Annotated in this window: 24 protein-coding genes; 9 read left to right on the top strand and 15 right to left on the bottom strand. The window is 70.1% G+C overall.

Going from position 1 to position 26802, the window contains the following annotated elements; genetic code table 11:
* Window positions 1–4 precede the first annotated feature (4 nt).
* Genes VIL67_RS19035 through VIL67_RS19005 form a run of 7 tightly spaced genes read right to left on the bottom strand, consistent with a single transcriptional unit; the run spans window position 5 to window position 6841 of the window.
* On the bottom strand, window positions 5–1093 hold the full coding sequence (locus VIL67_RS19035) for a CgeB family protein (protein ID WP_332050501.1): 1089 nt from the start codon (window positions 1091–1093) through the stop codon (window positions 5–7).
* Window positions 1090–2184: a CgeB family protein gene (locus VIL67_RS19030; protein WP_332050500.1), complete on the bottom strand. Its 1095-nt coding sequence runs from the start codon at window positions 2182–2184 to the stop codon at window positions 1090–1092. Before VIL67_RS19030 ends, VIL67_RS19035 begins: the two co-directional genes overlap by 4 nt.
* Window positions 2184–3293, bottom strand: coding sequence for a CgeB family protein (locus VIL67_RS19025; RefSeq protein WP_332050499.1), 1110 nt, complete (start codon window positions 3291–3293; stop codon window positions 2184–2186). Before VIL67_RS19025 ends, VIL67_RS19030 begins: the two co-directional genes overlap by 1 nt.
* Entirely contained in the window at window positions 3290–4417 is a 1128-nt protein-coding gene (locus tag VIL67_RS19020) for a glycosyltransferase family 4 protein (RefSeq protein WP_332050498.1), read from the bottom strand. The genes VIL67_RS19025 and VIL67_RS19020 overlap by 4 nt, the downstream gene beginning before the upstream one ends.
* Window positions 4414–5484, bottom strand: a complete 1071-nt coding sequence (locus tag VIL67_RS19015; RefSeq protein WP_332050497.1) for an SDR family NAD(P)-dependent oxidoreductase — start codon at window positions 5482–5484, stop codon at window positions 4414–4416. The genes VIL67_RS19020 and VIL67_RS19015 overlap by 4 nt, the downstream gene beginning before the upstream one ends.
* The gene (locus tag VIL67_RS19010) at window positions 5481–6593 is read right to left on the bottom strand and encodes an NAD-dependent epimerase/dehydratase family protein (protein ID WP_332050496.1); all 1113 of its coding nucleotides are present in this window, start codon (window positions 6591–6593) and stop codon (window positions 5481–5483) included. Before VIL67_RS19010 ends, VIL67_RS19015 begins: the two co-directional genes overlap by 4 nt.
* Before the next feature lie 8 nt (window positions 6594–6601).
* The gene (locus VIL67_RS19005; protein WP_332050495.1) at window positions 6602–6841 is read right to left on the bottom strand and encodes a hypothetical protein; all 240 of its coding nucleotides are present in this window, start codon (window positions 6839–6841) and stop codon (window positions 6602–6604) included.
* 291 nt (window positions 6842–7132) lie between these two features.
* Here VIL67_RS19005 and VIL67_RS19000 point away from each other — a divergent pair, with 291 nt between their 5' ends.
* The 8 genes from VIL67_RS19000 to VIL67_RS18965 all read left to right on the top strand — a co-directional run bounded on the left by VIL67_RS19000 (window position 7133) and on the right by VIL67_RS18965 (window position 13542).
* On the top strand, window positions 7133–8260 hold the full coding sequence (locus VIL67_RS19000) for an inositol-3-phosphate synthase (RefSeq protein ID WP_332050494.1): 1128 nt from the start codon (window positions 7133–7135) through the stop codon (window positions 8258–8260).
* Window positions 8257–8853, top strand: coding sequence for a histidine phosphatase family protein (locus VIL67_RS18995; RefSeq protein ID WP_332050493.1), 597 nt, complete (start codon window positions 8257–8259; stop codon window positions 8851–8853). Before VIL67_RS19000 ends, VIL67_RS18995 begins: the two co-directional genes overlap by 4 nt.
* Complete coding sequence (locus VIL67_RS18990; protein ID WP_332050492.1) at window positions 8850–9638, top strand: TIGR04290 family methyltransferase; 789 nt, start codon at window positions 8850–8852, stop codon at window positions 9636–9638. The genes VIL67_RS18995 and VIL67_RS18990 overlap by 4 nt, the downstream gene beginning before the upstream one ends.
* Window positions 9635–10558 (top strand): glycoside hydrolase 5 family protein, encoded by a 924-nt coding sequence (locus VIL67_RS18985; RefSeq protein WP_332050491.1) that lies wholly within the window; start codon window positions 9635–9637, stop codon window positions 10556–10558. Before VIL67_RS18990 ends, VIL67_RS18985 begins: the two co-directional genes overlap by 4 nt.
* A gap of 4 nt (window positions 10559–10562) precedes the next feature.
* The gene (locus VIL67_RS18980) at window positions 10563–11087 is read left to right on the top strand and encodes a protein-tyrosine phosphatase family protein (RefSeq protein ID WP_332050490.1); all 525 of its coding nucleotides are present in this window, start codon (window positions 10563–10565) and stop codon (window positions 11085–11087) included.
* Window positions 11087–12580 carry a hypothetical protein gene (locus VIL67_RS18975; protein ID WP_332050489.1) on the top strand — a complete coding sequence of 498 codons (1494 nt, stop codon included), beginning with the start codon at window positions 11087–11089 and terminating at the stop codon, window positions 12578–12580. The genes VIL67_RS18980 and VIL67_RS18975 overlap by 1 nt, the downstream gene beginning before the upstream one ends.
* Window positions 12581–12626: 46 nt before the next feature.
* The gene (locus VIL67_RS18970; RefSeq protein ID WP_332050488.1) at window positions 12627–12797 is read left to right on the top strand and encodes a hypothetical protein; all 171 of its coding nucleotides are present in this window, start codon (window positions 12627–12629) and stop codon (window positions 12795–12797) included.
* Window positions 12798–12987: 190 nt separating this feature from the next.
* Complete coding sequence (locus VIL67_RS18965; protein WP_332050487.1) at window positions 12988–13542, top strand: DUF4142 domain-containing protein; 555 nt, start codon at window positions 12988–12990, stop codon at window positions 13540–13542.
* Window positions 13543–13641: 99 nt separating this feature from the next.
* Here VIL67_RS18965 and VIL67_RS18960 read toward each other — a convergent pair whose 3' ends face one another.
* Together VIL67_RS18960 and gltB are read right to left on the bottom strand one after the other, a co-directional pair.
* On the bottom strand, window positions 13642–15093 hold the full coding sequence (locus VIL67_RS18960; protein ID WP_332050486.1) for a glutamate synthase subunit beta: 1452 nt from the start codon (window positions 15091–15093) through the stop codon (window positions 13642–13644).
* A 26-nt stretch (window positions 15094–15119) separates the two neighbouring features.
* Entirely contained in the window at window positions 15120–19772 is a 4653-nt protein-coding gene (gene gltB, locus VIL67_RS18955) for a glutamate synthase large subunit (protein WP_332050485.1), read from the bottom strand.
* 188 nt (window positions 19773–19960) lie between these two features.
* Between gltB and VIL67_RS18950 the strand changes: the two genes are divergently transcribed.
* The gene (locus tag VIL67_RS18950) at window positions 19961–20212 is read left to right on the top strand and encodes an Hpt domain-containing protein (RefSeq protein WP_332050484.1); all 252 of its coding nucleotides are present in this window, start codon (window positions 19961–19963) and stop codon (window positions 20210–20212) included.
* Here VIL67_RS18950 and VIL67_RS18945 read toward each other — a convergent pair.
* The 6 genes from VIL67_RS18945 to VIL67_RS18920 all read right to left on the bottom strand — a co-directional run bounded on the left by VIL67_RS18945 (window position 20196) and on the right by VIL67_RS18920 (window position 26763).
* Window positions 20196–21632 (bottom strand): glycosyltransferase family 2 protein, encoded by a 1437-nt coding sequence (locus VIL67_RS18945; RefSeq protein ID WP_332050483.1) that lies wholly within the window; start codon window positions 21630–21632, stop codon window positions 20196–20198. The two genes, VIL67_RS18950 and VIL67_RS18945, sit on opposite strands and share 17 nt — an antisense overlap.
* On the bottom strand, window positions 21629–22669 hold the full coding sequence (locus VIL67_RS18940) for a HEAT repeat domain-containing protein (protein WP_332050482.1): 1041 nt from the start codon (window positions 22667–22669) through the stop codon (window positions 21629–21631). The genes VIL67_RS18945 and VIL67_RS18940 overlap by 4 nt, the downstream gene beginning before the upstream one ends.
* Before the next feature lie 3 nt (window positions 22670–22672).
* Window positions 22673–23761, bottom strand: coding sequence for a YaiO family outer membrane beta-barrel protein (locus tag VIL67_RS18935; protein WP_332050481.1), 1089 nt, complete (start codon window positions 23759–23761; stop codon window positions 22673–22675).
* On the bottom strand, window positions 23758–24141 hold the full coding sequence (locus VIL67_RS18930; RefSeq protein WP_332050480.1) for a response regulator transcription factor: 384 nt from the start codon (window positions 24139–24141) through the stop codon (window positions 23758–23760). Before VIL67_RS18930 ends, VIL67_RS18935 begins: the two co-directional genes overlap by 4 nt.
* A gap of 84 nt (window positions 24142–24225) precedes the next feature.
* A complete protein-coding gene (locus VIL67_RS18925; protein WP_332050479.1) occupies window positions 24226–25284 on the bottom strand; it encodes a hypothetical protein in 1059 nt (352 codons plus the stop codon).
* A 204-nt stretch (window positions 25285–25488) separates the two neighbouring features.
* The gene (locus tag VIL67_RS18920) at window positions 25489–26763 is read right to left on the bottom strand and encodes a spinster family MFS transporter (RefSeq protein ID WP_332050478.1); all 1275 of its coding nucleotides are present in this window, start codon (window positions 26761–26763) and stop codon (window positions 25489–25491) included.
* Window positions 26764–26802 lie beyond the last annotated feature (39 nt).

Here is a 26802-nt window from a genome sequence, read left to right as displayed (position 1 = left end):
CTTTTCAAACTGTCTCGAGCCGCCGCTCGGCGGCCCCGATCGCTTCGTCGAGATGGGCTTCGAGCTCCGCAGCTCGGTGGGCCGAAGTGTGCGCGGCCAAGATCCGCGTCCGCGCGGCCTCGGCCATGCCGACACGCGCCGGCTCCTCGGTCCCGCAAAGGGTGCGCAGCACCTCGTCTGGGCCCAGCGCGAGCACGATCTCCCTGCCCGGCTCGAACAGGCTCTCCAATCCGTCCCAGATGTCGGAGATGATCGGGGTGGCGCAGGCGGCGGCCTCGAACAGGCGCACGCTCGGCGAATAGCCGGCCTCAATCATGTCGGCCCGGGTGACGTTCAGGGTGTAGCGGCTGGCGGCGTAGAAGGCCGGGTGGTCGGCGGGGCCCACATGCTCCAGCCGCTCCACATTGGCCGGCCAGTCGATGTCGGCCGGATACTGCGGACCGGCCACGCAGAACTTGAGCTCCGGCGCGCGGCGGGCGGGCTCCAGCAGCAGGCGGTCGAGGGTGGGCTGCCGGTCGGGGCTGTAGGTGCCAAGGTAGGACAGGTCCCAGCGCTTGGCCGCCGGGAGCGGCCGGTAGGCCTCGGCGTCCACCGAGCAATAGAGCGCCCGCGCCGCTGGCGAGCCGTACCGCCGCTCCAGCCGCTCCAGGGTGGGGCCGCCGGTGAACGACAGGTAGGCCTGGTAGCCGGGGATCAGCTCCGGGTGCAGGTACTCGTGGTCGCCCGCCGCCAGCTTGGCCAGGGTGACCGGCGTGTCGATGTCGTAGAAGGCCACCGGTCCGCGCGCCGTCTTCTGCGCCCAACGCCCGACCTCTACCCCGTCCGGCACGTACGAGCCGACGATCACGGCGTCCGCCCGCTCGACCTCGCCCGCCCAGCGCGTCTTCAGTTCTTCGAGACTCGCGTAGAGGCGCAGCTCGCAGAAGTCGGGCTTCGCCAGGTCACGGTTGTTGGCGTACCAGGGTACGTCGCGTTCCAGGAACAGCACCTCATGGCCCCGGGCGGCGAAGGCGCGCAGCAGGGCTCGGTACGTCGTGGCGTGGCCGTTGCCCCACGACGACGACAGCGACAGCCCCAGGATCACCAGCTTCACGCGAGGCTCCTTTCGCGCTTGGCGACAGCTTCATGGCGGATCAGCGCGTCGGCCTCGGCGGCCCGGCGGGCGTAGGTGTGCTCGGCAAGGATCCGTTGGCGGGCGGCCTCGCCGATCGCCCGAGCCCGGGCGGGCGTCAGGGCGGCCACGTGCTCGGCCACGTCCTGGCCGTCCCGCGCCACCAGCACCTCCTCGTCCGGCGTGAGGAATAGCTCGATGCCCTCCCACGCGTCGGTGATCAGGCAGGCGCCGGCGCCGGCCGCCTCGAACACCCGGGTGGCGGGCGAGAAGCCCACGTCGGCCATGGAGTCGCGCGCGACGTTCAGCACCGCCAGCGGCGAGCAGTTGAACGCGTTATGGTCGGCCGTGCCCACGTGACCGATGCGGCGCACGTTGTCCGGCATGGCCTTGTCGTCCCACCCGTTGCCGCCGATCAGGAACCGTCGCTCGGCCAGGCGCGCGGCCGGCTTGAGGAAGAACTCCTCGACCCGCGCTTCGCGGTCCGGCAGCCGGTTGGCCAGGAAGTTGAGGTCGCCCTCGAACCTCTGCTGCGCCGCCACCGGATGGTGGGTCGTGGGATCAAGGGCGTTGTAGACCGGCCGGCAGAGCCGCGCGCCGAAACCCTGGTAGGCGTTCACCACCGGCGGGCCGCCGCCGTAGGTCAGCACCAGGTCGAGCTGCGGCAGGACGCGATGCATCACGTCGCCCGGGTTGGCCCGCAGGTGCGCCAGGGTGGCCGGCGCATCCACGTCCCAGAAGATCTTCACCGCATGCGGCCGGGCGAGCGCCATCACGCCCTCCAGCAGCTCGTCGTCGAAGACGCCCACGCCGGAGGCCTTCACCACCACGTCCGCGTCGGCGGCCTCCGCCATCACCGTCTGCAGCGCGGTTTCGGTGGCCGGATAGACCACCACCCGGGCATAGTCCGGCGGCTCGATGTCCTTGTGCTGCTGCCGGTCGAAGGCGTCCGGCTCGTAGAAGGTGATCTGGTAGCCACGCTTGGCCAGCTCGGAGAGCATGCCGCGATAGTAGGTGGCCGCACCGTTCCAGTAGGCCGAGAGCAGGCTCGAGCCGTAGAAGGCGATCTTCATCAGACGGTCTCCAAGGCTTTGCGGGGCGACAGCTCGCCGACCACGGCCAGCAGCTCATCCACGCGGTGCGCGCAGGTGTGGCGGGCGCGGATGGTCTCGAGGCCCGAACGGACGAGGCTGGCGCGCAGGTCGGGATCGTGGGCGATGGCGCGCAGGTGACGCTCCATCTCCTGCCCGTCGCGGGCGAACAGGAAGTCCTCTCCCGGCCGGAACAGGTTCTCGCTGTCCTGCCAGGGCGCCGAGACGAGCGGGATCCCGCAGGCGAGCGCCTCGAACACGCGGATGGTTGGGATGCCGGGCAGCACCTCGACGTAGAAGCGCCGCGGCACGTGCACGGTCGCCAGGTGGCGGGCGAAGACCTCAGGGGCGCGGGCGTTCGGCAGCCACCCACGATAGTCGACGCCATAGCGGCCAAGCATCGCCTTGGCCTCGTCGGTATAGCGCACGCCATAGATGGTGAGCGGCTGGCCCGCGGCCCTCGCGGGCGCCATCAGGAACTGCTCCAGCTCCGCCGTGCGCTCGCCGTCGCCCCAGTTTCCGATCCAGACCAGGCCGTCGCGAGCCCCCTCCTCGGCCGGCGGGTGGAACAGGGCGACGTCGGCCGCCTCGTGCCAGACGAACACGCGGGCTTCCCAGCCCCAGCGGCGGTAGACCTCCGCCAAGGTCTCGCCGAAGGCCAGCACGCCGTCGTAGCCGGAGAGGTCAAAGGCGCGGATCGCGTCCGGCTCGCTGACCGCCCGGTGGTGGGTGTCGTGGAACAGCAGGGTGAACCGGGCGCCCGCCGCCCGCGCCCTGCCGATGCGGGCCACCAGCGCAGGGTCGTTCCACTCGTGCACGATGACGAGGTCAGCCCCGTCGAGCGCCCGCTCGAGCGCGAACTCGGCCTCAAACGGCGTGGAGCTGAGTTCCGGATACGCGTGGCGGTAGGCCGCCAGCCCCGCCTGCCCGTGATCGGCCAGCAGGTTCTGCAGGCTCCAGGCGTCGGCCGGCTCGAACACCCCCACCTCGTGCCCGCGGCGGATCAGGTCGCGCAGCACGCCCCGCAGGAAGTGGGCGTTGCCGTGGTTCCAGCAGGAGGCGAGCGAGTGGGTAAAGTAGACGACCTTCACGCGGCGGCCTCCTGGCTCACGGGGAACAGGTCCGGTCGGTAGTGGCGGTAGAGGTCGAGCACGCCGGCCACCATCGCGTCGACCGTGTAGCGGCCGGCCCGCGCCTTGGCCTGCTGTCCCAGGCGCTCGGCTTGAACCGGGTCGGCGAGCAGGTCCTGGAAGGCGGCCGCGAAGGCCTCGGGCGCGTCGGGGTCGCAGAACACGGCCGCCCCGTCCCAGAGCTCGCGGAATGTGGGGATGTCCGAGAGCACCAGGGCGCAGCCGGCCTGGGCCGCCTCGAGCACGCCCAGCCCAAAGGGTTCATAAAGTGCGGCCGAGGCGAAGATCGGCGCGCGCGCCAGCCAACGGCTCACGCCGTCGGCCGAGAGGCGACCGAGAGCCTGGGCGTGCTTCAGGGTCACCGGACCGCCTGATGGGCCCTGCAGCGGCCCGGCCGCGTGCAGCGGCGGTTGGATGAGTGCGGCGGCCCGGTCCAGGACGCCGATGTTCTTGCCTTCGTCCCAGAGGCGGCCGGACGTGAAGACCATCGCCTCGCGGGCAGCCAGCGCTGGCGGCGGCGCACTGCGGCCGTTGTGAACGACGAACGGACGCGGCAGCTCGTAAGCCCGGGCCGTGTCCTCCGCGAAAGCGGCGGTCGGCGCCATGAGGGCGTCGCAGGCCAGCATGCCCTGCCAAAGCGCCTGGGAGCGCCAGCGAAAGTCTGACGGCATCTGCCCGTCCTTCACCGCCCCCCACCAGGTGGCGAGGCAGGAATGGCAGGCGCCGATCACCGGGGCGGTGAAGCCGCCCTCCGCCGCCAGGGCGGGGCTGTTCAGGTGGACGAGGTCCGCCCCTGCGCCGCGCACCAGGCCGCGGATCGCCGCCCCCACCTCGAGGATCTCGGCGGGCTCGCTCGCCATCCAGTCCAGCGGCAGACAGGTGTCGATTAGGGTCAGGTGCGGCACGAGATGCGCCTGAGCCACCTGGTCCGGCGTCGGTGACGGCCCGATCACCACGAGCGTGGTCTCGACGCCCGCGCGGGCCAGCCCGCCCGCCAGGTCGATCGAATAGGTCCACACGCCCCCGACGGCGTCGGTGGTCATCAGCACGCGCGGCCGGGTCGGTCGGGCTAGCCCGACCTTCATCCGACGGCCTCGACCTTCTCGCGCTGGGCCGGCTTACCGTTGCGTTCGCCCTGCAGCCACTCGGCAAGGCCAGCCACCCCGGTCCGCCAGTCGATCGCTTCCGCCAGGCCCAGCTCACGGCGGGCGGCCGAGGGATCCGACACATAGTAGCGCTGGTCGCCCGCCCGCCAGTCGGAGAAGGAAAGGTCCACCTTCCGGCCGATCAGCTCCTCGATGTAGGCGATCAGCTGGACGAGGCTGACGGCGTTGTTCGGCCCCCCGCCAAGGTTGAAAGCTCGACCCGAGACCCGCTCGATACGCCGCCAGGCCGCGAGGTAGGCGTCCACGGTGTCGGCGACGTTCATGATGTCGCGCACCTGGCGGCCGTCGCCGTAGATGCTGATCGGCTGGCCCTCGATGGCGCGGATCAGGAAGTGGGCGACCCACCCCTGGTCTTCGGTGCCCATCTGACGCGGGCCGTAGATGCAGCTCATCCGCAGCACGCAGGTGGGCACACCGAAGCTGCGGGAATAGTCCAGCACGTACTGGTCGGCCGCGCCCTTGGAGCAGCCGTAGGGGGTATGGAAGTCCAGCGGCCGGCTTTCGCTGACGCCGCGCACCCGCAGACCCGGGTCTGTGGGCCGGTAGGCGTCGCCCACCAGTTCCAACGGCACGTCCGCCAGGTCCCCGTAGACCTTGTTGGTGCTCGCGAAGACGACCGGCGTCGTGGCCCCGCGACGACGCACCGCTTCCAGGACGTTCAGAGCGCCCTGGATGTTGATCTCGAAGTCCTCCACCGGGTCCACCAAGCTGGTGGTCACCGCCACCTGGGCGGCGAGGTGGAACACGGCCTGCGCCTCGCCGACCGCCTCGTCGACCGCGCGGCGGTCCCGGATGTCGGCGGCCAGGTGGACGATCTTCGAACCGTGCCGGCTCTTAAGCCAGGCAAGGTTGCGCTCCACGCCGTCGCGGGACAGCGCGTCGAGCACCAGAACGGTATGGCCGTCGCTGGCCAGCCGGTCGGCGAGGTTGGAGCCGATGAACCCTGCCCCGCCGGTCACCAGGACCGGAGCGCCGGACCCGCTCATGCCACCAGCCCGCGCATCTCGAGCTCCTTGCGGGCTTCGACGACGCGGTCCTCGGCTTCCTGCCGCGCGACCCACTCAGCCAGTTCCGCGAGGCCTTCCTGGAAGTCTTCCTGGGCCTCGTAGCCCAGCACGTTGCGGGCCTTGGTCAGGTCGGGGATGCAGTGGCGGATGTCGCCCGCCCGGGCCTTGCCGGCCAGTTCCGGCTTCAGGTCAGGCCGCCCCATGGCGGTGGCCTGCAGCAGGGCCACGTCTTCCACCGTTCGGTCGACGCCGGAGCCCACGTTGAACACCTCGCCGTCGGCCTCGGCCTTGTCGAGCGCCAGCAGGAAGGCGCGAGCCACGTCTCGGACGTGGACGAAATCCCGGCGCTGCTGGCCGTCCTCGAACACCATCGGCGACTGGCCGTTGGCGATGCGGCTGGCGAAGATCGCAAGCACGCCCGTGTAGGGATTGGAGAGCGCCTGGCCAGGGCCGTAGGCGTTCCAGAGACGCAGCGCCGACCCGCCCATGCCGTACTGCTTGGTCAGCGTGAGCGTCAGGCGCTCCTGCACGTACTTGCCGATGGCGTAGACCGACTTGATGCCGTTGTTCTTCGTCTCGGGCGTCGGCACCGGGATCAGCGGCCGGCCTTCGTCGTCCAGCGGGTCCCAGGACCCGTCAGGATTGCGCCCGCCGCGGACCACGTCCTCCATCAGCCGGCCGTCCTGCGTTCGGTAGAGCCCCTCCCCGTAGATCGACATTGAGGAGGCGACCACCACCCGTTCGACCGGGTTGTCGATCAGCTGCTGGAAGAGCACCGCGGTGCCGTAGTCGTTGACCGAGGTGTAGCGGTCCACCGCGTACATGCTCTGGCCAACGCCGACCTCGGCCGCCAGGTGCACCACCTTGTCGACACCCTTCAGCGATCGTAGCACCACCGCCTCGTCGCGGACGTCGCCGACGATCAGCTCCACGTCGTCGTTCAGCTCGGCGGGCCGTTGCCGTGTCGGGTGAACCTGCTCGATCAGGCTGTCGAGGACGCGGACCTTGTCGCCCCGCTCAATCAATGCCTGGGCCAGGTGTCGGCCGATGAAGCCGGCGCCGCCGGTGATGAGGATCTGTTCGGACATGCTTCGCCTCAGCCGTTCGCCAGCCGCGCGGACTTCGCCTGCGGGGCGAACGCGGGAACTTCGAGGAACTCGAAGCGCTGGACAGAGGAATAGTTGGCGCGGTCCCCCGCGCGGCTCACAATCTTCAGAAGGAGCGCCTGGACGCTTTCCGGGAATTCGTTAACCATTACCCGGCTCGCCTTGCCGGACGTGGTGGGATCGGGGTCCGTAGTTTTGTCGGCGGCCCCCAAATTCTTCACTCGGCTCATGGCCGTCCCTCGCCGTCACACCCGCCAAGCTAACCCTTCATCTTCATGTAAGTTCCCTGCCGGAGCTAAGTGTTGGTTCCATTGGGATTGTTTTTGCAGCGACCAACTTCTTGTGATCGGAACCCAGTGATCAAATGAGGTTGGGGTTGCTTGAAACCCGGCGCCTGTGGAGCGAGTTATCCACCGTTCGCGCCACTTACTCGGCCAGGCGAAGGAACAAAGCTCCGGCCAAGCTGTTTCTCCCGCAGGTACTTACCTCGCCGCAGCGTCGACGCGGCCGAAGGGGGGCGCATGAGCCGCAAGAAAGTCAGGGTCGGGATCGTGGGCGTGGGCAACTGCGCCTCGTCCTTCGTCCAGGGCGTCAGCCACTATGCCGAAGCGAATTCCAATGAGCCGCCGCCCGGCCTGATGCATGTGGATCTCGGCGGCTACCACGTCGGGGACATCGAGCTCGCTTCCGCCTTCGACATCCACGTCGGCAAGGTCGGCCGTGATCTGGGCGAGGCCGTCTTCGCCGCGCCCAACAACACCTTCGTCTTCGAGCGTCCGGGCAAGACGGGCGTGACCGTACAGCGGGGCCCCACGCTCGACGGGATCGGCCGCTACATGGCCGGCGACATCGAGGAGGCGCATGCCGCTCCCGTGGACGTGGCGGAGGCGCTCCGGGCGTCGAACACTGACGTGCTGGTGTCCTATCTGCCCGTCGGCTCGCAGCGCGCCACCGAGTACTACGCCCAGCAGGCCCTGGAGGCGGGCTGCGCCTTCGTGAACTGCATTCCGGTGTTCATCGCCTCCGACCCGGTCTGGTCCAAGCGCTTCGAGCAGCGCGGCCTGCCCATCATCGGCGATGACATCAAGAGCCAGGTCGGGGCCACCATCCTGCACCGGGAGATCGTCAACCTGTTCCGCGACCGGGGCGTTCGCGTCGACCGCACCTACCAGCTGAACTTCGGCGGCAACGCCGACTTCAAGAACATGCTCGAGCGCGAGCGCCTGCACTCGAAGAAGATCAGCAAGACCCAGGCGGTGACCAGCCAGCTGGACGTGCCGCTGGCGGAGGACGACGTTCATGTTGGCCCCTCGGACTACGTGCCGTGGCTCACCGATCGCAAGTGGGCCCATATCCGGGTGGAAGGCACCACCTTCGGCGGCGTGCCGCTGAACGTGGAGCTGAAGCTCGAAGTCTGGGACAGCCCGAACTCGGCCGGCATCGTCATCGACGCGGTGCGCTGCGCGAAGCTGGGCCTCGACCGCGGGCTGTCGGGTCCGCTGCTCGGCCCGTCCAGCTACTTCATGAAGAGCCCGCCCGAGCAGTACACCGACCACGAGGCGCGCGAGCGCACCGAGCGGTTCATCGCCGGCGACGAGCCCACGACGGCGGCCCCCAGGAAACGCCCGGCGGTCCAGCTCGCCTCGTGACCACGACGGTCTTTCTCGTGCGACACGGCTCAACCGACCACCTCGGCCGCCGGATTTCCGGGCGCATGGAGGGCGTCGCGCTCAACGCGCTCGGCCGCGAGGAAGCGGGGCGCGCGGCTGAGCGCCTGCGCGGCGAAGGCGTGACGGCCCTCTACACCAGCCCCGTGCAGCGCACCCGCGAGACCGCAGCCGCGCTGGGGCAGGCCCTCGAGCTGGACCCCGTCGTCGACGAGCGGCTGATCGAGATCGACTTCGGCTCCTGGACCGGCGCCGCCTTCGCCGACCTCGATGCCGATCCCGAGTGGCGGCGCTGGAACGAGGCGCGCAGCACGGCCAGGGCGCCCGGCGGTGAGGCCATGGACGAAGTGCAGGCGAGGCTCGGCGACTTCGTGGCGGAGGTGGCCAGGCGCCATCCCGGCGAGCGGGTCTGCGCGGTGAGCCATGCCGACGCGATCAAGGCGCTGCTGGCCAGCGTCCTGGGCTTCTCGCTCGATCGGCACTGGGCGCTGGAGATCAGCCCGGGGTCGGTCAGCGTCCTTTGTGCGGGGGACTGGGGAATGAAGGTGCTGAGCGTGAACGAGGCGTGCCGATGAACCACATGACGGCGGATCAGATCCGCGAACGCGCCGCCGCCCTGGGCGACTGGTTCCACAACATCGATCTGGGCGGCGTGCAGACCGCCCCGAACCACTTCCTGAACGACTATCCGAACGTGAAGTGGCGGACCTTCCAGCACGTCGTGCCGGAGGACCTCACCGGCAAGACCGTGCTCGATATCGGCTGCAACGGCGGCTTCTACTCGCTGGAGATGAAGCGGCGCGGCGCAGACCGCGTGCTGGGGGTCGACTTCGACGAGCGCTACCTCGAGCAGGCCCGCTTCGCCGCGGAGGTGAAGGGCATGGACATCGAGTTCCGCCAGCTCAGCGTCTACGACGTGGCCGAGCTGGGCGAGACGTTCGACATCGTCCTGTTCATGGGCGTCCTCTACCACCTGCGGCACCCGCTGCTGGCGCTCGACCTGATCCACGACAACGTCTGCAAGGACCTGCTGATCTTCCAGTCCATGCAGCGCGGCAGCGCCGAGGAGCCGCCGATCCGGGCCAATTACGACTTCTTCGAGCAGGACCATTTCAACGAGCCCGGCTACCCGAAGATGCACTTCATTGAGCACGAGTACGCCAACGACTGGACCAACTGGTGGGCGCCGAACGCCGCCTGTTCGGCCGCCATGCTCCGCAGCGCCGGGTTCGAGATCCTGGAACACCCCGAAGAGGAGGTGTTCGTCTGCCGCCGCGTCGAGCGGCCCAAGCCAATGGGCGCGGTCTATCCCGCCCGGCCGCGCACCAACGGCAAGTCCAACGGGAGGGACCACGCATGATCGAAGCCGCCAAGATCTGGAACGAGCCGAACAACAAGAGCCACTGGGACCCGAACCTGGATCCCGAGTGGGACCTGTTCGCCAACATGACCAAGCTGGCCGGTCAGGCGATCCGCGCCGAAAACGCCGCCCTGCCCCGCGTGCTGGGCGGCATGAGCCCCATCGATCCCGCCTTCGTGCGCAGGTTGGAAGAACGGGGCGTGATGGACCACATTGACGTGGTCGCCATCCACGGCTTTCCCCTGGACTGGAACCTCTGGCAGATCGACGAGTGGCCCTCGAAGGTCGACGAGATCCGCGCCGTCACCGACAAGCCGATCTGGGTCACCGAGGTGGGTGTCTCCTCCTTCGGCTCCGAGGAGGTTCAGGCCTGGGGCGTGAAGAAGACCGCCGACCTGCTGATCGGCAAGGTCCCGCGCCTGCACTGGTACTCGCTCTACGACCTGCCGAAGACCTGGGAGGCCACGACCCGGCACAAGGAGGCCGAGGGCTCGTCCTACTACCGGCATTTCCACATGGGTCTGCTGCGCGAGGACGGCTCGCCCAAGCCGGCGGTGGAGGCCTACGCCCCCTACGCCGCCGAAATGGGCCTTTGCCAGTGGTTCCACTTCGAGGATCACCGCCTGGACGATGCGGTCGCCTGGATGAAGCGCCTGGGCGTGAAGCATCTGCGGACGGGCCTCTCCTGGGCCGACAGCTTCCGGCCCGATTGCGACCGCTGGTTCGATCGGCAGATGGAGGCGCTCGCCGACTTCGACGTCACCGTCACGTTCTGCTTCACGCCGGAGCATCGCGGGATCGAGCCGCATCACACCAGCCCGCCCCAGGTCGCCGAAGAGTTCGCCGAGTTCTGCGCGCGCATGATCCGGCGCTACGCCCCCTCGTCCGCCGCCGCCCCGGCCGCTGTTGCCGCGGAGTAGGCCCATGACGGCGGGCTGGACGCCCAACCTCAGCTGGGTCGTCCACGACCTTGCGGTGGGCGGCGCCTTTCCTGCCGGCCGGGCCGTCGATCTCGCCGCCCGCCACGGGGTCGGCGCCGTCATCGACGTGCGTGCGGAGAGCTGTGACGACGCCGCCGAGCTGGAGGCGTGCGGCCTGCGTTTCCTGCACCTGCCGACCCTCGACCATCACGCCGTCGCCCAGCCCATGCTGGACGACGGCGTCGCATTCGCCGCCGAGGCCCGGGCCGCCGGGCGCAAGCTTCTCGTTCACTGCGAGCACGGGATCGGCCGCTCCGCGCTCGTCGCGCTGTGCGTGCTGGTCAGCCGCGGCCTGGGCCCGCTGGAAGCGCTCGCTCGGGCCAAGGACGCCCGCGCCCTCGTCTCGCCCTCCCCCGCGCAGTACCAGGCGTGGGTCGAGTGGATGCAGCGCTGCGCGCCGGAGGTCCGTCCGCCGACATTCGACGCCTTCAAGGCCATCGCCTACCGCCATCTGCCACAGCGCGCCTGATGCTGGTCTACGGCGACCAGCCGAGGCGGGAGTCTCCCCGTGAGAAGCTCGCGTCGGTGGCCGACGCCCTGGCCCGTGGCGACCGGACCGGCGCCCTGATCGAGGCCGGCGAGCTGGCCCAGGGCCTGGCGGACGATGAGTTCTCCGCGCGCGGCGAGGACGACGACACCCCGCTGCAGCGCGCCGCCCTCGACCTCTGCAACGCGGTCGCCGCAGGCGCGGCCGAAGCCGACGCGATCGCGCGCCTGCGAGCCCTGCCGCTGCCGGACGTCGTCGAGGTGAAGACGCCGGAGGGCTACGCCTTCTACGGCCTCTATCCCGAGAGCTATGCGCTGGCGGCCCGCTCGCACCCCTGGCTAGCCCCACCGTTCGTCATCGGGCTTCGGAGCATCGGCACGAGCTTGGCCGGCGTGGTGGCCGCGGCGACGGGCGCCGGGGAGGTCATCACGGTCCGCCCGACGGGCCATCCCTGGCGGCGCGAACTACGCCTCTCCAGTTCCCTTCGGGCGCGGCTGCAGGCCCATCCCGGCTCCTTCGCCATCGTCGACGAGGGCCCGGGCCTCTCCGGCAGCTCCTTCGGCGCCGCCGCCGACGCCCTCGAGGCGCTGGGCGTCGCGCCGGACCGCATCGTCTTCCTGCCCAGCCATGGAGGCGACCTCGGTCCACAAGCCTCGCCCGAGCACCGCGCCCGCTGGCGCAGCGCGGTCCGCCTGACCGCCCAGGCCCCATGCCCCGTCAGCGACTGGTTCGCCGATCTCACGGGCCCGGTGGGCCAGGCGAATGATGTTCCCGGCACAGTCTGGAAGGTGCGGCTGGGCGACGGTTTCATCGCCCGCTTCGCGGGCCTTGGCTCGGCGGGTGCGCGCAAGCTGGCCAGGGCGCAGGCCCTGCACGCCGCCGGGTTCGCACCCGAGCCGCTGGCGCTGCGCCACGGCATGCTCCTGCAGCGATGGGTGGAGGACCGACCCTGGACGCCGGACCTGGACCACCTTGGCCGCTATCTTCGCTTCCGCCGCGAGGCCTTCGCCAGGTCGGCCGGCGCAGACGCCAGGACCCTTGCCGAGATGGTGCGGGTCAATGTGGCGGAACTGCTCGGGGAAGAGGCCGCACGCTCTGTCGCAGGACGGCTCTCCGCCCTGCCCCTCACCCAGGCCCGACCCCGCCCCGTCCACGTGGACGGCCGCCTTCATCGCTGGGAATGGCTGGGTGGGATTAAGCTCGACGCCCTCGACCATTCCGAGGCGCACGACCTCGTCGGTCCACAGGACATCGCCTGGGACGTGGCTGGCGCGGCCGTCGAGTTCGCGCTTTCGGAGGCGGAGACTTCATCGCTGGCCCGGGCAGCGGGCGCCGACCGGGTGATGCTCCGGCTGTTCGAACTGGCCTACCCCGCCTTTCAGGCGGGGCTCTGGAGCTTCAACGGTGCGCCGGATCAGGTCGCCCGCTACCAGGCGCGCCTCCTGGAAAGACTGGCGGCCCGAGCGCCGGCCTGAACCTGCCCGCCCCCTCGGCGGTTCTCCTGTCCCGAGGAGACTGCGCATGCCCGACCAGCCCGACATGAACCCTGGCGACGAGGTGAAGCCCGGCACGGAGCAGAGCGGCGAGCAGATCTGTCCGCTCTGTCAGGGGACGGGCCGGCAGCATGGCGGCGCGGAGTGCCCGGACTGCGGCGGGTCGGGGAAGATCATCGCGCTGGTCGGCGACGCCTGACGGTCCGCCACGCCCCGCCATCCCGCCACACACGGGGCTGATCATCCCGCTCGTGAGCCGCCGCAACAGTGTTGCAGCCGCGATAGAGAACCAGGATGGCAAATGAGGGTTGTTGGAACAGCGTTCTTCTAGCGCCCGTTGTTCCCGCGGTAGCGGCCGTCCCACACGGCCGACGAACGAGGGATGCCTGATGAAGATGATCTGGATGGCGGCCGCGGCCGCCTGCGCCTTTGGCCTCACCGCATGCGCCAGCGGGATGGATGGCGGCGCCAGCTCCGCGATGAACAGCGGCTCGGCGGCCGCCGCCGCGGCTCCCACCACCGCCACCGCCTTCCTCGCCGAAGCGGCGCGCAGCGACATGTATGAGATCCAGTCCAGCCAACTCGCCCAGACCCGGGGGTCGTCCCAGGCGGTGAAGGACTTCGCAGCCCAGATGATCCGCGACCACACCAACTCCACCCAGATGGTTATGGAGGCGGCCCGCGCCGGCGGCATGACCCCGCCGCCCCCGCCGCCCCTGGACGCGCGTCGCCGCGGCATGCTGGACCAGCTGCGCGGCGCCTCGGGGCCGGCTTTCGATCGCATGTACGTGAGCCAGCAGCTGATGGCCCACCAGGAGGCGCTGGCCCTGCACAGCGGCTACGCTCAGAACGGCGACAACGCGGCGCTCCGCGGCGCGGCCGGCAAGATCGCCCCTATCGTTCAACAGCACCTGAGCCACGTCCAAGGCATGCAGCCGGGCTGACCGTCCCGGGCCTGACCACTTAAGCCCTCCTCCATGCTTGGAGGAGGGTGGGTCGGGGTTCCCACGCGACGGAGAAGGCGCGATACCGAGCGCCGCCGATCAGCGCGGCAGCCGCGTCGCCCCCATCAGGTATTCGTCCACCGCCCGCGCGCACTGCCGCCCCTCGCGGATGGCCCAGACCACCAGGGATTGGCCGCGACGCATGTCGCCGCACGAGAAGATGTTCTGCACCGAGGTTCGGTAGTCGACCACATTGGCCCTGACGTTGCCGCGTGGGTCGAGTTCGACGCCGCCCTGCTCCACCAGGCCTTCCCGACGCGGCCCGACGAAGCCCATGGCCAGCAGCACCAGGTCCGCCTTCAGCTCGAAGGTGGAGCCTTCCACTTCCTGCATCTGCAGGCGGCCGTCCGGCCCGGGCGCCCACTCCAGGCGGGCGCACTCGATGGCGGTGACGCGACCGTCCTTGCCGACGATCCGCTTCGTGGTGACCGCGAACTCGCGCTCGCAGCCCTCCTCGTGGCTCGAGGAGGTGCGCAGCCTCAGCGGCCAGTCCGGCCAGGTGACCGCCTTGTTCTCCCGCTCCGGCGGACGCGGCATGATCTCCAGCTGGACGACGGACGCGGCGCCATGGCGGTTGGACGTGCCGATGCAGTCCGAGCCGGTGTCCCCGCCGCCGATCACCACCACGTGCTTGCCCGCCGCGTTCAGCGTGCCCGCCGGCGCCGCGATGGACTCGGGGTCCCCGGCGTTGCGCTTGTTCTGCTGGGTCAGGAACTCCATGGCGAAGTGCACGCCATCGAGCTCGCGGCCCGGCACCGGCAGGTCGCGCGGGGCTTCCGCGCCGCCGGCGAAGACCATCACGTCATAGTCGTCCAGCAGCCGCTGGACCGAGACCGCCACGCCGACCTCGAAATTGGTGCGGAAGATCACCCCCTCGGCCTCCATCTGGCGGATGCGCCGGTCGATGAGGTGCTTTTCCATCTTGAAGTCGGGGATGCCGTAGCGCAGCAGGCCGCCGATCCGGTCGCTCTTCTCGAACACCGTGGCCGCATGGCCGGCGCGCGCCAGCTGCTGGGCGCACGCCAGGCCGGCCGGGCCCGAGCCCACCACCGCGACGCGCTTGCCCGTGCCCCTGGGCGACGGCTCAGGCTTGATCCAACCTTCGTCCCAGCCGCGATCGACGATCTGGCATTCGATCGTCTTGATGGTCACGGGGGTGTCCGGGATGTTCAGGGTGCAGGACGCCTCGCACGGCGCGGGGCAGACGCGACCGGTGAACTCGGGGAAGTTGTTGGTCGACTGGAGGTTCTCCAGCGCCGCCTTCCAGTGGTCCCGGTGGATCAGCTCGTTGAAGTCCGGGATCTGATTGTTCACCGGGCAGCCCTGGTGACAGAACGGGATGCCGCAATCCATGCAGCGCGCCGCCTGCTGGCGCAGCTGCATCTCCGGCAGCGGCTGGACGAACTCCTTCCAGTGCTTCAGGCGGCTGGCAGGCGCCTCGTAGCTGCGGTCGTGGCGCTCGATCTCGAGGAAGCCGGTGGGCTTGCCCATCGCTGGGGTCTCCGAACTCTAAAGGTCTACTCGGCGGCCACGACGGGCAGCGTCTCGCGCTCGGCCGCCAGGTCGAGCAACGCGCGGCGATAATCGGTGGGCATCACCTTCACGAAGGAGCCCAGCGCCTCGTCCCAGTTCTCCAGGATCTCGGCGGCGCGGCGGCTGCCGGTGTGCAGCCGGTGGCGCTCGATCAGGATGCGCAGGCGTTCGGCGTCGAACCGCAGCACGTCGCCCATGCCCGCATTGTCCACGCTGAGCGCCCGCTGGCTTGGCCGGAAGGGCTCGTCGGCGGTGCTGAACGGCCCCGCCTGCGCCGGCTGGATGCGCTCCAGCTGGACCATGGCCTTGTTGCACAGCTCCTCGAACCGCCCGCGCGGGTCGTAGACGTAGGCGATGCCGCCGCTCATGCCGGCCGCGAAGTTGCGGCCCGTGTCGCCGAGCACCACCACCACCCCGCCGGTCATGTACTCGCAGCCGTGGTCGCCCACGCCCTCGACCACGGCCACCGCGCCGGAGTTGCGCACGGCGAACCGCTCGCCGGCGACGCCCTCGAAATAGGCCTCCCCCGCGACGGCGCCGTAGAGCACCGTATTGCCGACGATGATGTTGCGGGTGGGCTCGCGACGAGCCTCCGGCGGCTGGCGCACGATCACCCGCCCGCCGGACAGCCCCTTGCCCACGTAGTCGTTGGCGTCGCCGATCAACTCGGCGGTGACGCCCCGCGCCAGGAAGGCGCCGAAGCTCTGCCCCGCGACGCCGCGGAACTTCAGCGAAATGGTGTCGTCGGGAAGTCCGGCGTGACCGTAGCGCCGCGCCACCTCGCCCGAGAGCATGGCGCCCGTCGTGCGGTTGATGTTGCGGATCTGGTATTCGCCCCGGACCGCCTGCCCTGTCTCCAACGCCGCCTTGGCGTCCGCGATCAGGGTATGGTCAAGGACACCGCCGAGACCATGGTCCTGCCGGTCCGTGTTCCAGAGTCCCTTCTGCCCCTCGGCCGGCGCCGCATAGAGGATGCGGGACAGGTCGACCCCGTTGGCCTTCCAGTGGTCCAGCGCGGGGCTCATGTCGAGACGGTCGACCCGTCCGATCATCTCGTTGAGCGTCCGGAAGCCCATCTCGGCCATGATCTCCCGCAGCTCTTCGGCCACGAAGAAGAAGTAGTTGATCACGTGCTCTGGCTGGCCGGTGAACCGCGCGCGCAGCACCGGGTCCTGGGTCGCCACGCCCACCGGACAGGTGTTCAGGTGGCACTTGCGCATCATGATGCAGCCCGCGGCGATCAGCGGCGCGGTGGCGAAGCCGAACTCGTCGGCACCGAGCAGGGCTCCGATGGCCACGTCGCGACCGGTCCGCAGCCCGCCGTCCACCTGTACGGCGATCCGGGTGCGCAGGCCGTTCAGCAGCAGGGTCTGCTGGGTCTCCGCCAGGCCGATCTCCCACGGTGAGCCCGCATGCGTCAGCGACGTCAGCGGCGAGGCGCCGGTGCCGCCCTCAAACCCCGAGATCGTCACGTGGTCGGCCCGCGCCTTGGCGACCCCGGCCGCCACGGTGCCCACGCCAACCTCGGACACCAGCTTCACCGAGATGCGGGCCCTGGTGTTGACGTTCTTCAGGTCGTGGATGAGCTGCGCCAGGTCCTCGATCGAATAGATGTCGTGGTGCGGCGGCGGGCTGATCAGGCCCACGCCTGGGGTCGAGTGCCGGACCCGGGCGATGTTCTTGTCGACCTTGTGCCCGGGCAGCTGGCCGCCCTCTCCGGGCTTGGCGCCCTGGGCCATCTTGATCTGGATGTCGTCGGCGTTCACCAGGTACTCGGTCGTGACGCCGAAGCGTCCCGACGCCACCTGCTTGATGGCCGAGCGCATGGAGTCGCCGTTGGGCAGCGGCTTGAAGCGGTCGCTCTCCTCGCCGCCCTCGCCGGTGTTCGAGCGCCCGCCGATGCGGTTCATGGCGATGGCGAGCGTCGTGTGGGCCTCGCGGCTGATCGAGCCGAACGACATGGCGCCGGTGGAGAACCGCTTGACGATCTCGGCGGCCGGCTCGACCTCGTCCAGCGGGATCGGCCGATCCGCCGGCTTGAAGCGCATTAGGCCGCGAAGCGTCAGCAGCCGCTCGGACTGTTCGTTGATCGAGGCGGCGAAGGTCCGGTACTCGTCAGGCAGGTTGGCGCGCACCGCGTGCTGCAGCCGCGAGACGGATTCCGGGCTCCAGGCGTGGGCCTCGCCGCGCAGGCGCCAGGCGTACTGCCCGCCCACGTCCAGCATGGTCTTGTAGATCGGGTTGTCGCCGTAGGCGTCGCGGTGGCGGCGCACGCACTCCTCGGCGATCTCCTGCAGGCCGATGCCTTCGATGGTGGTCGCCGTGCCGGTGAAATACTTGCCGATCAGCTCGGACGAGAGGCCGACCGCGTCGAAGATCTGCGCCCCGCAGTAGGACTGGTAGGTGGAGATGCCCATCTTGGACATCACCTTCAGCACGCCCTTGCCGACCGCCTTGATGTAGTTCTTGCGGGCCTCGTAGGCCGAGACCGGCAGGTCGTTCTGGGCGCGCAGTTCCTCGATGGTCTGGAAGGCGAGGTACGGGTTCACGGCTTCCGCGCCGTAGCCGGCTAACACGCAGAAGTGGTGCACTTCGCGCGCCTCGCCGGTCTCGATGACCAGGCCGGTCTGCATGCGCAGGCCCTGGCGGATCAGGTGATGGTGCACGGCCGCGGTGGCGAGCGCCGCCGGGATCGGGATGCGGTCCGCGGACGTGGCGCGGTCCGACAGGATCAGGATGTTGACGTCGGCCAGGACCTGGTTGGTCGCTTCCTGGCAGATGCGCTCGATCGCCCGCTCAAGCCCCTCCGCCCCGTCTTCGGCGGGCCAGGTGGTGTCGATGGTCGCCGTGCAGAAGGCGCCGTCCAGCAGGTCGTGGATGGCGCGGATCTTGGCCAGGTCCTCGTCGGTGAGGATCGGCTGGGCGACCTCGAGGCGCTTGTGGTGCCCGGCCTGGCGGCCCAGCAGGTTTGGGCGCGGCCCGATCATCGAGACCAGGCTCATCACCAGCTCTTCCCGGATCGGGTCGATCGGCGGGTTGGTGACCTGGGCGAAGTTCTGCTTGAAGTACTCGTAGAGCAGCTTGGGCCGGCGCGAGAGCACGGCGATCGGCGTGTCCGCCCCCATGGAGCCGACGGGGTCGTCGCCCATCTTGGCCATGGGCTCCAGGAAGAACTTGAGGTCCTCCTGCGTGTAGCCGAAGGCCTGCTGGCGATCGAGCAGGGTCTCAGGGTCGTTGCTGCGCGGCTGCTCGGCCTCGGGCGCCAGCGACAGCTCCTCCAGCTTGAACTGGGTCTCGGCCAGCCACTCCTCGTAGGGCGCGGCCTCGGCGAGCGTGCGCTTCAGCTCCTCGTCCTCGATGATCCGGCCCTGCTCCATGTCGATCAGCAGCATCTTGCCGGGCTGCAGGCGCCACTTGCGGACGATCCGCTCCTCCGGGACGTCGAGCACGCCCGATTCCGAGGCCATGATCACATGATCCTGGTCGGTGATGATGATCCGCGCCGGACGCAGGCCGTTGCGGTCGAGCGTGCCGCCGATCTGCCGCCCGTCGGTGAACGCCACCGCCGCCGGGCCGTCCCACGGCTCCATCAGAGCGGCGTGGTACTCGTAGAAGGCGCGGCGCTCCTTGCTCATCAGCGGATTGCCGGCCCAAGCCTCCGGCATCAGCATCATCATCGCGTGCGCGATCGGGTAGCCGCCCGCCACCAGAAGCTCCAACGCGTTGTCCAGGCAGGCCGTGTCCGACTGGCCGTGCGGGATCAGCGGCCACATCTTGTTCAGGTCGGGCCCCAGCAGCTCGCTTTCCAGCGTTCGGCGACGGGCGTTCATCCAGTTCACGTTGCCGCGCACCGTGTTGATCTCGCCGTTGTGAGCGATGAACCGGTACGGGTGCGCCAGGCGCCAGGACGGGAAGGTGTTGGTCGAGAAGCGCTGGTGGACCAGGGCGAGGGCGGACTCCGCGTGCTCGTCCTGCAGGTCCTTGTAGAAAGAGCCCACCTGGTGGGCGAGCAGCAGGCCCTTGTAGACGACCGTGCGGGTCGAGAGGGACGGCATGTAGAACTCGGCGACGTCGGGAAGCCCGCGCTTCGCCGCAAGATCCTTCAGCGGGTTCTGCGTCTGCTTGCGCACCGCGAGCAGCTTGCGCTCGTGGGCGTCCTGGTCACGCACATTGGGACCCCGGCCGATGAAGGCTTGGCGAACCACCGGCATGGAGGCGAGCACCGCCTCGCCCAGGCCCGTGGTGTCCACCGGCACGTCGCGCCAGCCCAGCAGCGGCTGCTTCTCGACGCGCAGGAAGTGCTCGAACTGCTCGATGGCGGCGTTCCGGGCCGCCGCGTCCTGCGGCAGGAAGCACATGCCGACCGCGTACTCGCCGGCCGGGGGAAGCTCGATGCCCTCCCCTTGCGCCCAGGTGCGATAAAGGGCGTCGGGGATCTGAATCAGGATGCCCGCGCCGTCGCCGACCAGCGGGTCGGCGCCCACCGCGCCGCGGTGATCCAGGTTGACCAGGATCTGCAGCCCGGCCTCGATCACCTCGTGCGATTTGCGGCCCTTGATATTGGCCACGAAACCCACGCCGCACGCATCGTGCTCGTTCGCCGGATCATACAATCCTTGCCGCTCGGGCAGAGCCATCTTCAACCCCATCGGGCACGCCGAAACGCGGCCGGACCTCCACCGTTGAGGGGGCCGTGACGTGCAATCGCGGGCATTTACCCGGCAAGATCAGCCCCTGTCGATGGGCGAAAAGCTGCACCGGTGGAAGATTTTTCTAACACAGTGGGACCCAGGCGAAACTCACCCCGTCGTGCTAGGCAAGGCGCATGAACGATCCCCTGGCGAGCCTCCGGACACGCTTCCTGGACCGGACCCGGGAGGACCTGGCGCAGCTCCGGGCCGGCGCCGAGCCCCGCCCCCTGGTCCATCGGCTGGCCGGCACAGCCGGGATGCTGGGCTTCGCGGACCTCGGCCGGCTGGCGGCCGTGGTCGACGAACAGCTCGTCGACGGCGAGGCGAACCCCGCCGACTGGGCCGCCCTGCTCGCGTCCATGGCCGAGGCTACGCGGCCTTCGTGAACCCCCGCCGGGTCATGGTCCCCCAGCTGTGCTGCTTGGTCAGATACTGCCAGGTGCCCCGGACCCGCCAGAAGTTGTTGATCTGCCGGTAGCCGAAGTTTTCGACGATCCCGGCCAGCATCAGCACGACCAGGCTCTTCACGTCCGGGAAGCGCCGGAGCTCGCTTTCCTCCAGCGCCAGGGCGCCGACGCTGAGTACGACGCCGAACGCGAAGCTCACCGCGAGGAAGGCCCACAGGTAGGCCGCGTTGAGCACGCCCAGCAGATAGAAGGCCGGGACGAGCACATAGCCGGCCAGCTCGATGAACGGCCCAAGGACGTCGACGATCAGGATATAGCCGAAGCCCAGGACGCCCACGCGCCCATAGCGCGGATTGAAGAGCACGTCCCGGTGCCGCTCGAACGTCTCCAGCGCGCCCCGGTGCCAGCGGGCCCGCTGGCGGCCAAGCACGCCCAGGTCCTCGGGGCACTCGGTCCAGCAGACCGGTTCGGGCAGGAACACCACCCTGTACGGCTTCTTCTCGCGGCGGAAGTGCTTGTGGAGCTTGACCACCAGCTCCATGTCCTCGCCCACTGTGCCCAGGCTGTAGCCGCCGACGGCCAGCACCGGCTCGCGCCGGAACAGGCCGAACGCTCCCGAGATGATCAGCAGCGACTGCAGCTCGCTCCAGGCCAGCCGGGCCATCAAAAAGGCGCGCAGGTATTCGATGGTCTGCAGCACCGCCAGGAAGTTCCGCGGCACGCCGATCCGCGTGACCCGCCCGAAGCGGATTTCGCAGCCGTTGGCGATCCGGACCGAGCCGCCCACGGCGACCATCCGCTCCGGGTCTTCGACGAACGGCCGCACCGCGCGAAGCAGGGCGTCGGGCTCGAGCAGGCTGTCGGCGTCCATGGAGCAGACGATGGGCGCGCGCGACAGGTTGAGCGCCGCGTTGAGGGCGTCCGCCTTGCCGCCGTTCTCCTTGTCGACCACCAGCAGTTTCGGCTGACGCGCCGTGGCGTAGAGGCCGCGGATCCGCGCGCAGGGCGCGATCAGTTCGTAGTCCCGGTCCACCGGCTGCAGCTCGAAGGCCTCGAGGAGGGCGTCCAGCGTGCGGTCCTTCGATCCGTCGTTGACCACCACCACCTCGAAGGCGGGGTACTGCAGGGACAGCAGGGAACGCACGCTCTCGACGATGGTCAGCTCCTCGCCATAGGCGGGCACAAGCAGGGCGATGGGCGGGGCCGTCTCGGCGTAGCGCCGCCACAGCAGGCGTCCCTGCGGACCGCCACGGTCCCGGCGAAGCGCCCGGGCGGCCAGCACCAGCTGCCAGATGTGGAAGGCGTTCTGGAACAGGCCGGCGGCGATCACGAACCAGGCGATGGACTCGGCGAAGCGCGTCAGCGCGTGCGCGATCGCCTGCAGGTCGACCTCGATCATGCCACCCCTGCCAGGACCAGGGCCGCGGCGTGGCGCGCCACCTCGTGGTCAGACCGGGCGACGGCCTCCAGCCGCGCCGTGCCCGCCGGGCCCAACTTGCCAAGCGCCGCCGCGGCCTGGTGGCGGACGCGCCAGACAGGGTCGTCCAGCAAGTTCGCCACGCCTTCGACAAGGCCCGCCAGACGCGCGTCCCCGACCGCGTCGGCGGCGGCCGACCGGACCTGCCAGTCGCTGTCGCCGAGGGCGCGGGCGAGCACGGGCTGAGCGGCGGGGTGCTGCAGGCGCCCGAGGGCCTCGATCGCCGCGGTGCGAACCGGAGCTTCGGGGGCCTGCGCCTGCGCCGTCAGGGCGGGGATCGCCCCGTAGGCGCCCGCCGCGCCGAGGGCCTGGGCGAGCAGGCCGCGAGCCGGCGCGCTGCGCCCCAGCTGCTCCAGGGCCGCCACAGCGGCGGCGGGGTCAGCCTCCACCACCAGACGCAGCAGTTCGCTGAAAGCGCCGGAGGGCGGAAACTCGCCGCCTTCCAGCCCGCCCACCAGCCGCGCCACATCCACCTCCCCGCCGGCCTGCCAAAGGGAGCGAAGGGCGGCCAGGCGCACCTCTGCTGGGCCGCGGGTGGAGGCGCGGATCAGGGCGAACTGGGTCTCCGGGCCGGGGAAGGCTCCGAGCGCTTCCACGCTCGCCAGCCGGCCTGGCAGCGATCCTGAGAAGACACGCTCGCGCAGCGTGCGGTCCGCGCCCAGGTGTTCGAGCGCGCCGACGACCAGGCGGCGGTCCTCACCACGAACGATGCCGAGGAAGTCCAGCAGGGTCTCGGCGAGCAATCGCGCGCGGCCGCGGAACGGGGCGAACGCCGCCTCGACATCGCTGCGGCCCTGCATGGCGCCGATCAGCGCCGCCTCCACCTGGCGGCGGTCGGCCGCCCGCCGCGTGGTGCGGCGGGCGTGGACGACCCGCAGCAGGATCAGTCCGCTCATCCAGGCCAAGGCGCTGACCACCAGCAAGGCGGCGATCCACCAGATGACGTCGAGCAGCGGCATGACTCAGAATCGACGTGTCAGGCCGACGGAGAGCTCTGTGCGGTCATAGGCGTCGCGCATCTCGTGCACGGTGTCGAGGCGCACGGTGGTGGCCGAGTCCAGGTCCACAGCGACCCCGCCGCTGAGCGCCCTCACGTCCACAGTGACGCCCTGGTTGGACTCCGGTGCGGCGGCCCAGCCGGCGGACAGCCGCAGCTTGGGGGTGGCGGCCCACGAGCCGTAGACGCTGTAGCCCGACCGGTAGTCCTCGCGCTCGTCGAAGGAGTTGATCCAGCGCGCATAGATCCAGCTCTGCCCATGCACCAGGGTCACCGCGGGCTGCACGTAGCGCACGTCGCCGCTCCAGTAGCGGGCCCAGGACGCGTCCAGCGACAGCGTCGCTGTCCAGCCGGCGCCAATCGCATGTGGGGTGCCGTAGACGCCACCGCGCACCTGCCATTCGGGACGGAAATCCGCGTCGGCCGAGCCGCCCAGCGAAACGTAGCCACGCCGGAAGCCGAAGGTGGCCTCGCCATAGGTGTCCTCGAAGCCGAACTGCTGCGCGTGCTCCACATAGGCGCCGACGCTGCGCGTGTCGGACAGCCGCCGGGTCACGGCCACGGCGGCGCGGCTCCAGTCCGACAGTCCGGCGCTCAGGTTGGATCGCGCCCCGGAGAGGTCGACACGCCAGGCGTAAGGCTGGGCCTGCCGGGCTGCAGCCAACTGCGCCGCCAGCTCGCGGGCCTCGTCGTGTTCACCTGCGGCAAGGATCGGCTGCAGCCGCCGCTCGGCCTCGGCCACGTCGCCGCGCCAGTAGGCCAGGCGCGCCTGCGCCAGCTGGACGTCCATGTACTCGGGCGCGAGGCGGCGGGCCTGGGCGAGCGCCCGCTCGGCATCGGCGTAGCGCTGGACGGCGGCGTAGGCCAGGCCAAGGTCGAGCCAGACGTCGGCGTCGGCAGGGGACGCCTGGGCGGCTGCCTCCAGCAGCGGGATGGCCTCCGCCGGGCGGCCGGCCAGCCGCAACTCGCGGCCGCGTGCGCCGTCGTCTGCAGGCTGAGCGCAGAGGACGGCGGGTACGGCGGCGAACAGGGCCGCCGCAAGAACTGTCTTCACGTAGGGCTCCGCTGGGCGGCCAACCGGTCCAGCCTAGCGACGAGCTCGTCGGGATTGAAGGGCTTGGCGAGGTAATCGGCGGCGCCGAGCTTGAGGGCGCCGAGCACGTCCTGATCCCGCTTCAAGGCGGTGAGCATCACCACGGTGACGCCGTCCAGGGCGGGGTTCTCCTTCAGCCGGCGGAGCGCCTCGAAACCGTCCATGACGGGCATCATGGCGTCCAGCACGACAAACTGCGGCCGGCTCGCCTCGGCGGCCTCAACGGCCGCGCGGCCGTCCTCGACGCTGCTCACCTGATATCCGGCGGCGGCCAGCTTGTGCTCCAGGATCGCCCGGAGCAGCGGATCGTCGTCGGCGATGAGGACCTGGGTCTGGGACATGGCGCGTCTCCGAGGCAAGCGGATGCGGGCGGACCGGGCGAATATCACGTAACCAAGGCCAGCGAAGCGGACCGAAGGTCGCGGTCAGGGCAGGTTTAGCGGCTGGGCGGCCTTGCAGACGACCCACCCCGTGGGGGTGCGACGATACACCCAAGCCGAATAGCTCCCGGGCGTCAGTTGCGGGAGGCGCAGGGTGGCGCTGAAGCCGCTGTCGTGCGCGGACGGCAGGTCGAAGTGGCGGGCCACGTCCTTGCGCGGGCCGTTCACCGTCAGCGCCGCGACGAAATCACCGCCGGGTCCCTGCAATCGCGCCAGCCCCTCGGGCGACGTGTTCGCGGGGCCGAGCTCGGAAATCCATCCGGCGAGGCTGAGGATCTCCCCCTCCCCTGCGCGGGTCAGCGCCGCCTCCTCGACGTTGCAGCCCTTGGCCACGGGAGCGGGCGCGAGCCGGTCCCGCAGCTCAGCGGGGACCGGCTCCATCACCCCGGCCGCGGAGCCGCCCGCCGCGGGCAGGGCCACGCCGTCCGACGGCGCGGCGAGGGCCACCTGGTGGATGACGAAGCGTCCGCCGCCGCGGCCTTCCAGGTCGAGCCGGATCTGTTCGATCACGGACTCCGTCCAGTCGGGGGCGCCCCGGGCCTGACGGCTCATGTCGTAGACGAGGGTGACCGTTTCGCCGACCTTGGGCGGGGTGTTGTCCAGCGGCAGGCCGAGCCAGTCGCCACCCTCGCCGTGCAGGGTCGTCGAGTAGTACAGCGCCCCGTTCCACCCCTGCCCTGCCGCCAGGCGCGTCAGCCGTACCAGCACCAGGGGGAACTGCGCGCCGGGCGCCTGCAGCCCGCGGGGCGAACGCAACGGCGAGTTCGCCATCGTCACCGCCAGGCCCTGGGGGTCAGCCGGGATGACCTCGCTACCCTGCCCGACGAACCCGTCCGTGGAGCCGTCGAATGTCCACAGGCGCGCGGTGCGCAGCGGCGCGCCGCCGATCTCGAACACGCCGGCGGCCGCGTTCCAGCGAACGGGTCCCGCGCGCTCTGCGGTCTGGACGGGCGCGACCACTGGCTGGGGCGCCGGCGCAGGCTTGCGGTCGCAGGACACGAGCAGCGCGGCGGACAGGCAGAGGACGACGAGGCCGGACTTCACGGTCTGCTCCAGGTGAGGGCCGGCTGGTCTATCACGCAGCCAAGCTGCGCCGCCACGAGAGCTGGCGCGCAAAAAAAGGCCGCGCCAGCGGCGCGGCCAGTTCATAGGGAGGAAACGCCCCGAAGGGCGCCACCAGATTCACGCTGCAGCGCACAAACGCAAGCGGTAATTCACCTGTGGTGGAATTACTGCGACGAATGGTCGTCATTCCACCCAGTCGCGGCGCAGGCGCAGGGCGCCCAGACCGAGCAACGCGGCGCTGACCACATAGAAGCCCAGGCCGGAGTAGATGGCGTAGCGCAGCGCCTCCACCCCGAAGCGGGGCGTCAGCGCGTCCGACACGGCGCCGAAGAACCAGGTTCCGAGCCCAAGCCCGATCAGGTTGTTCACGAACAGGAAGCAGGCGGAGGCGGTCGTGCGCTGGGCCGGCGCCACCAGATGCTGCACCGCGGTCACCACCGGCCCCAGCCAAGCCAGGTTCAGCCCGGTCGGGATCAGCAGCAGCAGGAAGACGACGACCAGGTTCTGCGCCTGCACGGCCAGGAAGAAGCAGGGCAGCGCCACCAGGAAGCACACCGCCGGGACCAGCAGATAGGCCTGCGGCCGCGCCCGGCCCAGCTTATCGCCTAGCCAGCCGCCAAGCCAGACGCCGGCCACGCCGCCGAACAGCGTCATCACCCCCAGGAACAGCGAGCGATCCACGAGGCCCATGCCCAGGCTGCGCTCGAAGAAGGACGGCAGCCAGAAGGCCACCCCATAGCCGCACACCGACGAGGCCGCCGCGCCCAGCGAAATCAGCCAGAAGCTGGGCTTCGCCAGCAGGGCCGCAAGGCCGCCCGCCGCCGGCGGCGCCGGCGCGGCCGGCGCTTCGTCCATGGCGCCGCGGACCGGCTCCTTCACCACCAGCTTGAAGAAGGGCGCCAGCAGCAGGCCAGCCAGCCCGACGATCACGAAGGCGGCGCGCCAGTCGATGGAGGCGGCGATCAGTCCGCCGAACAGGATCCCCAGCGCCGAGCCGATCGGGATGCCGAAGGAATAGGCCGCGAAGGCCCGCGCCCTCTGGTGCTTGGGGAAGTAGTCGGCGATCAGCGAATAGGCCGGCGCGACGCCGCCCGCTTCGCCCACGCCCACGCCCATGCGGCAAAGGAACAGCTGGGTGAAGCCGCCGGCCAGGCCGCAAAGCGCGGTGAACCCGCTCCAGAGCGCCAGGGCGCCGGTCATGATCCAGGTGCGGTTGCCGCGATCCGCCCACCAGGCGATCGGGATGCCCAGGCCCGTGTAGAACAGGGCGAAGGCCAGGCCGCCCATGAGCCCGAGCTGGCTGTCGGTGAGACCCAGGTCCTTCTTGATCGACCCAGCGAGGATTCCGAGGATCTGCCGGTCCAGGAAGTTGAAGGTGTAGGCCAGGATCAGGACGGCCAACACCAGGATGCGGTAGCGGCCCGACGCAGGCGCGGCGGACGGGTTCGTCGTGGTCATGGGGCTCCGGACAGCAATGAAAAACGCCCGGCTCTGGAG

The sequence above is a fragment of the Phenylobacterium sp. genome (assembly GCF_036563385.1).
Classification (GTDB): domain Bacteria; phylum Pseudomonadota; class Alphaproteobacteria; order Caulobacterales; family Caulobacteraceae; genus Phenylobacterium.
This window is presented reverse-complemented; position numbering and strand designations above follow the sequence as displayed.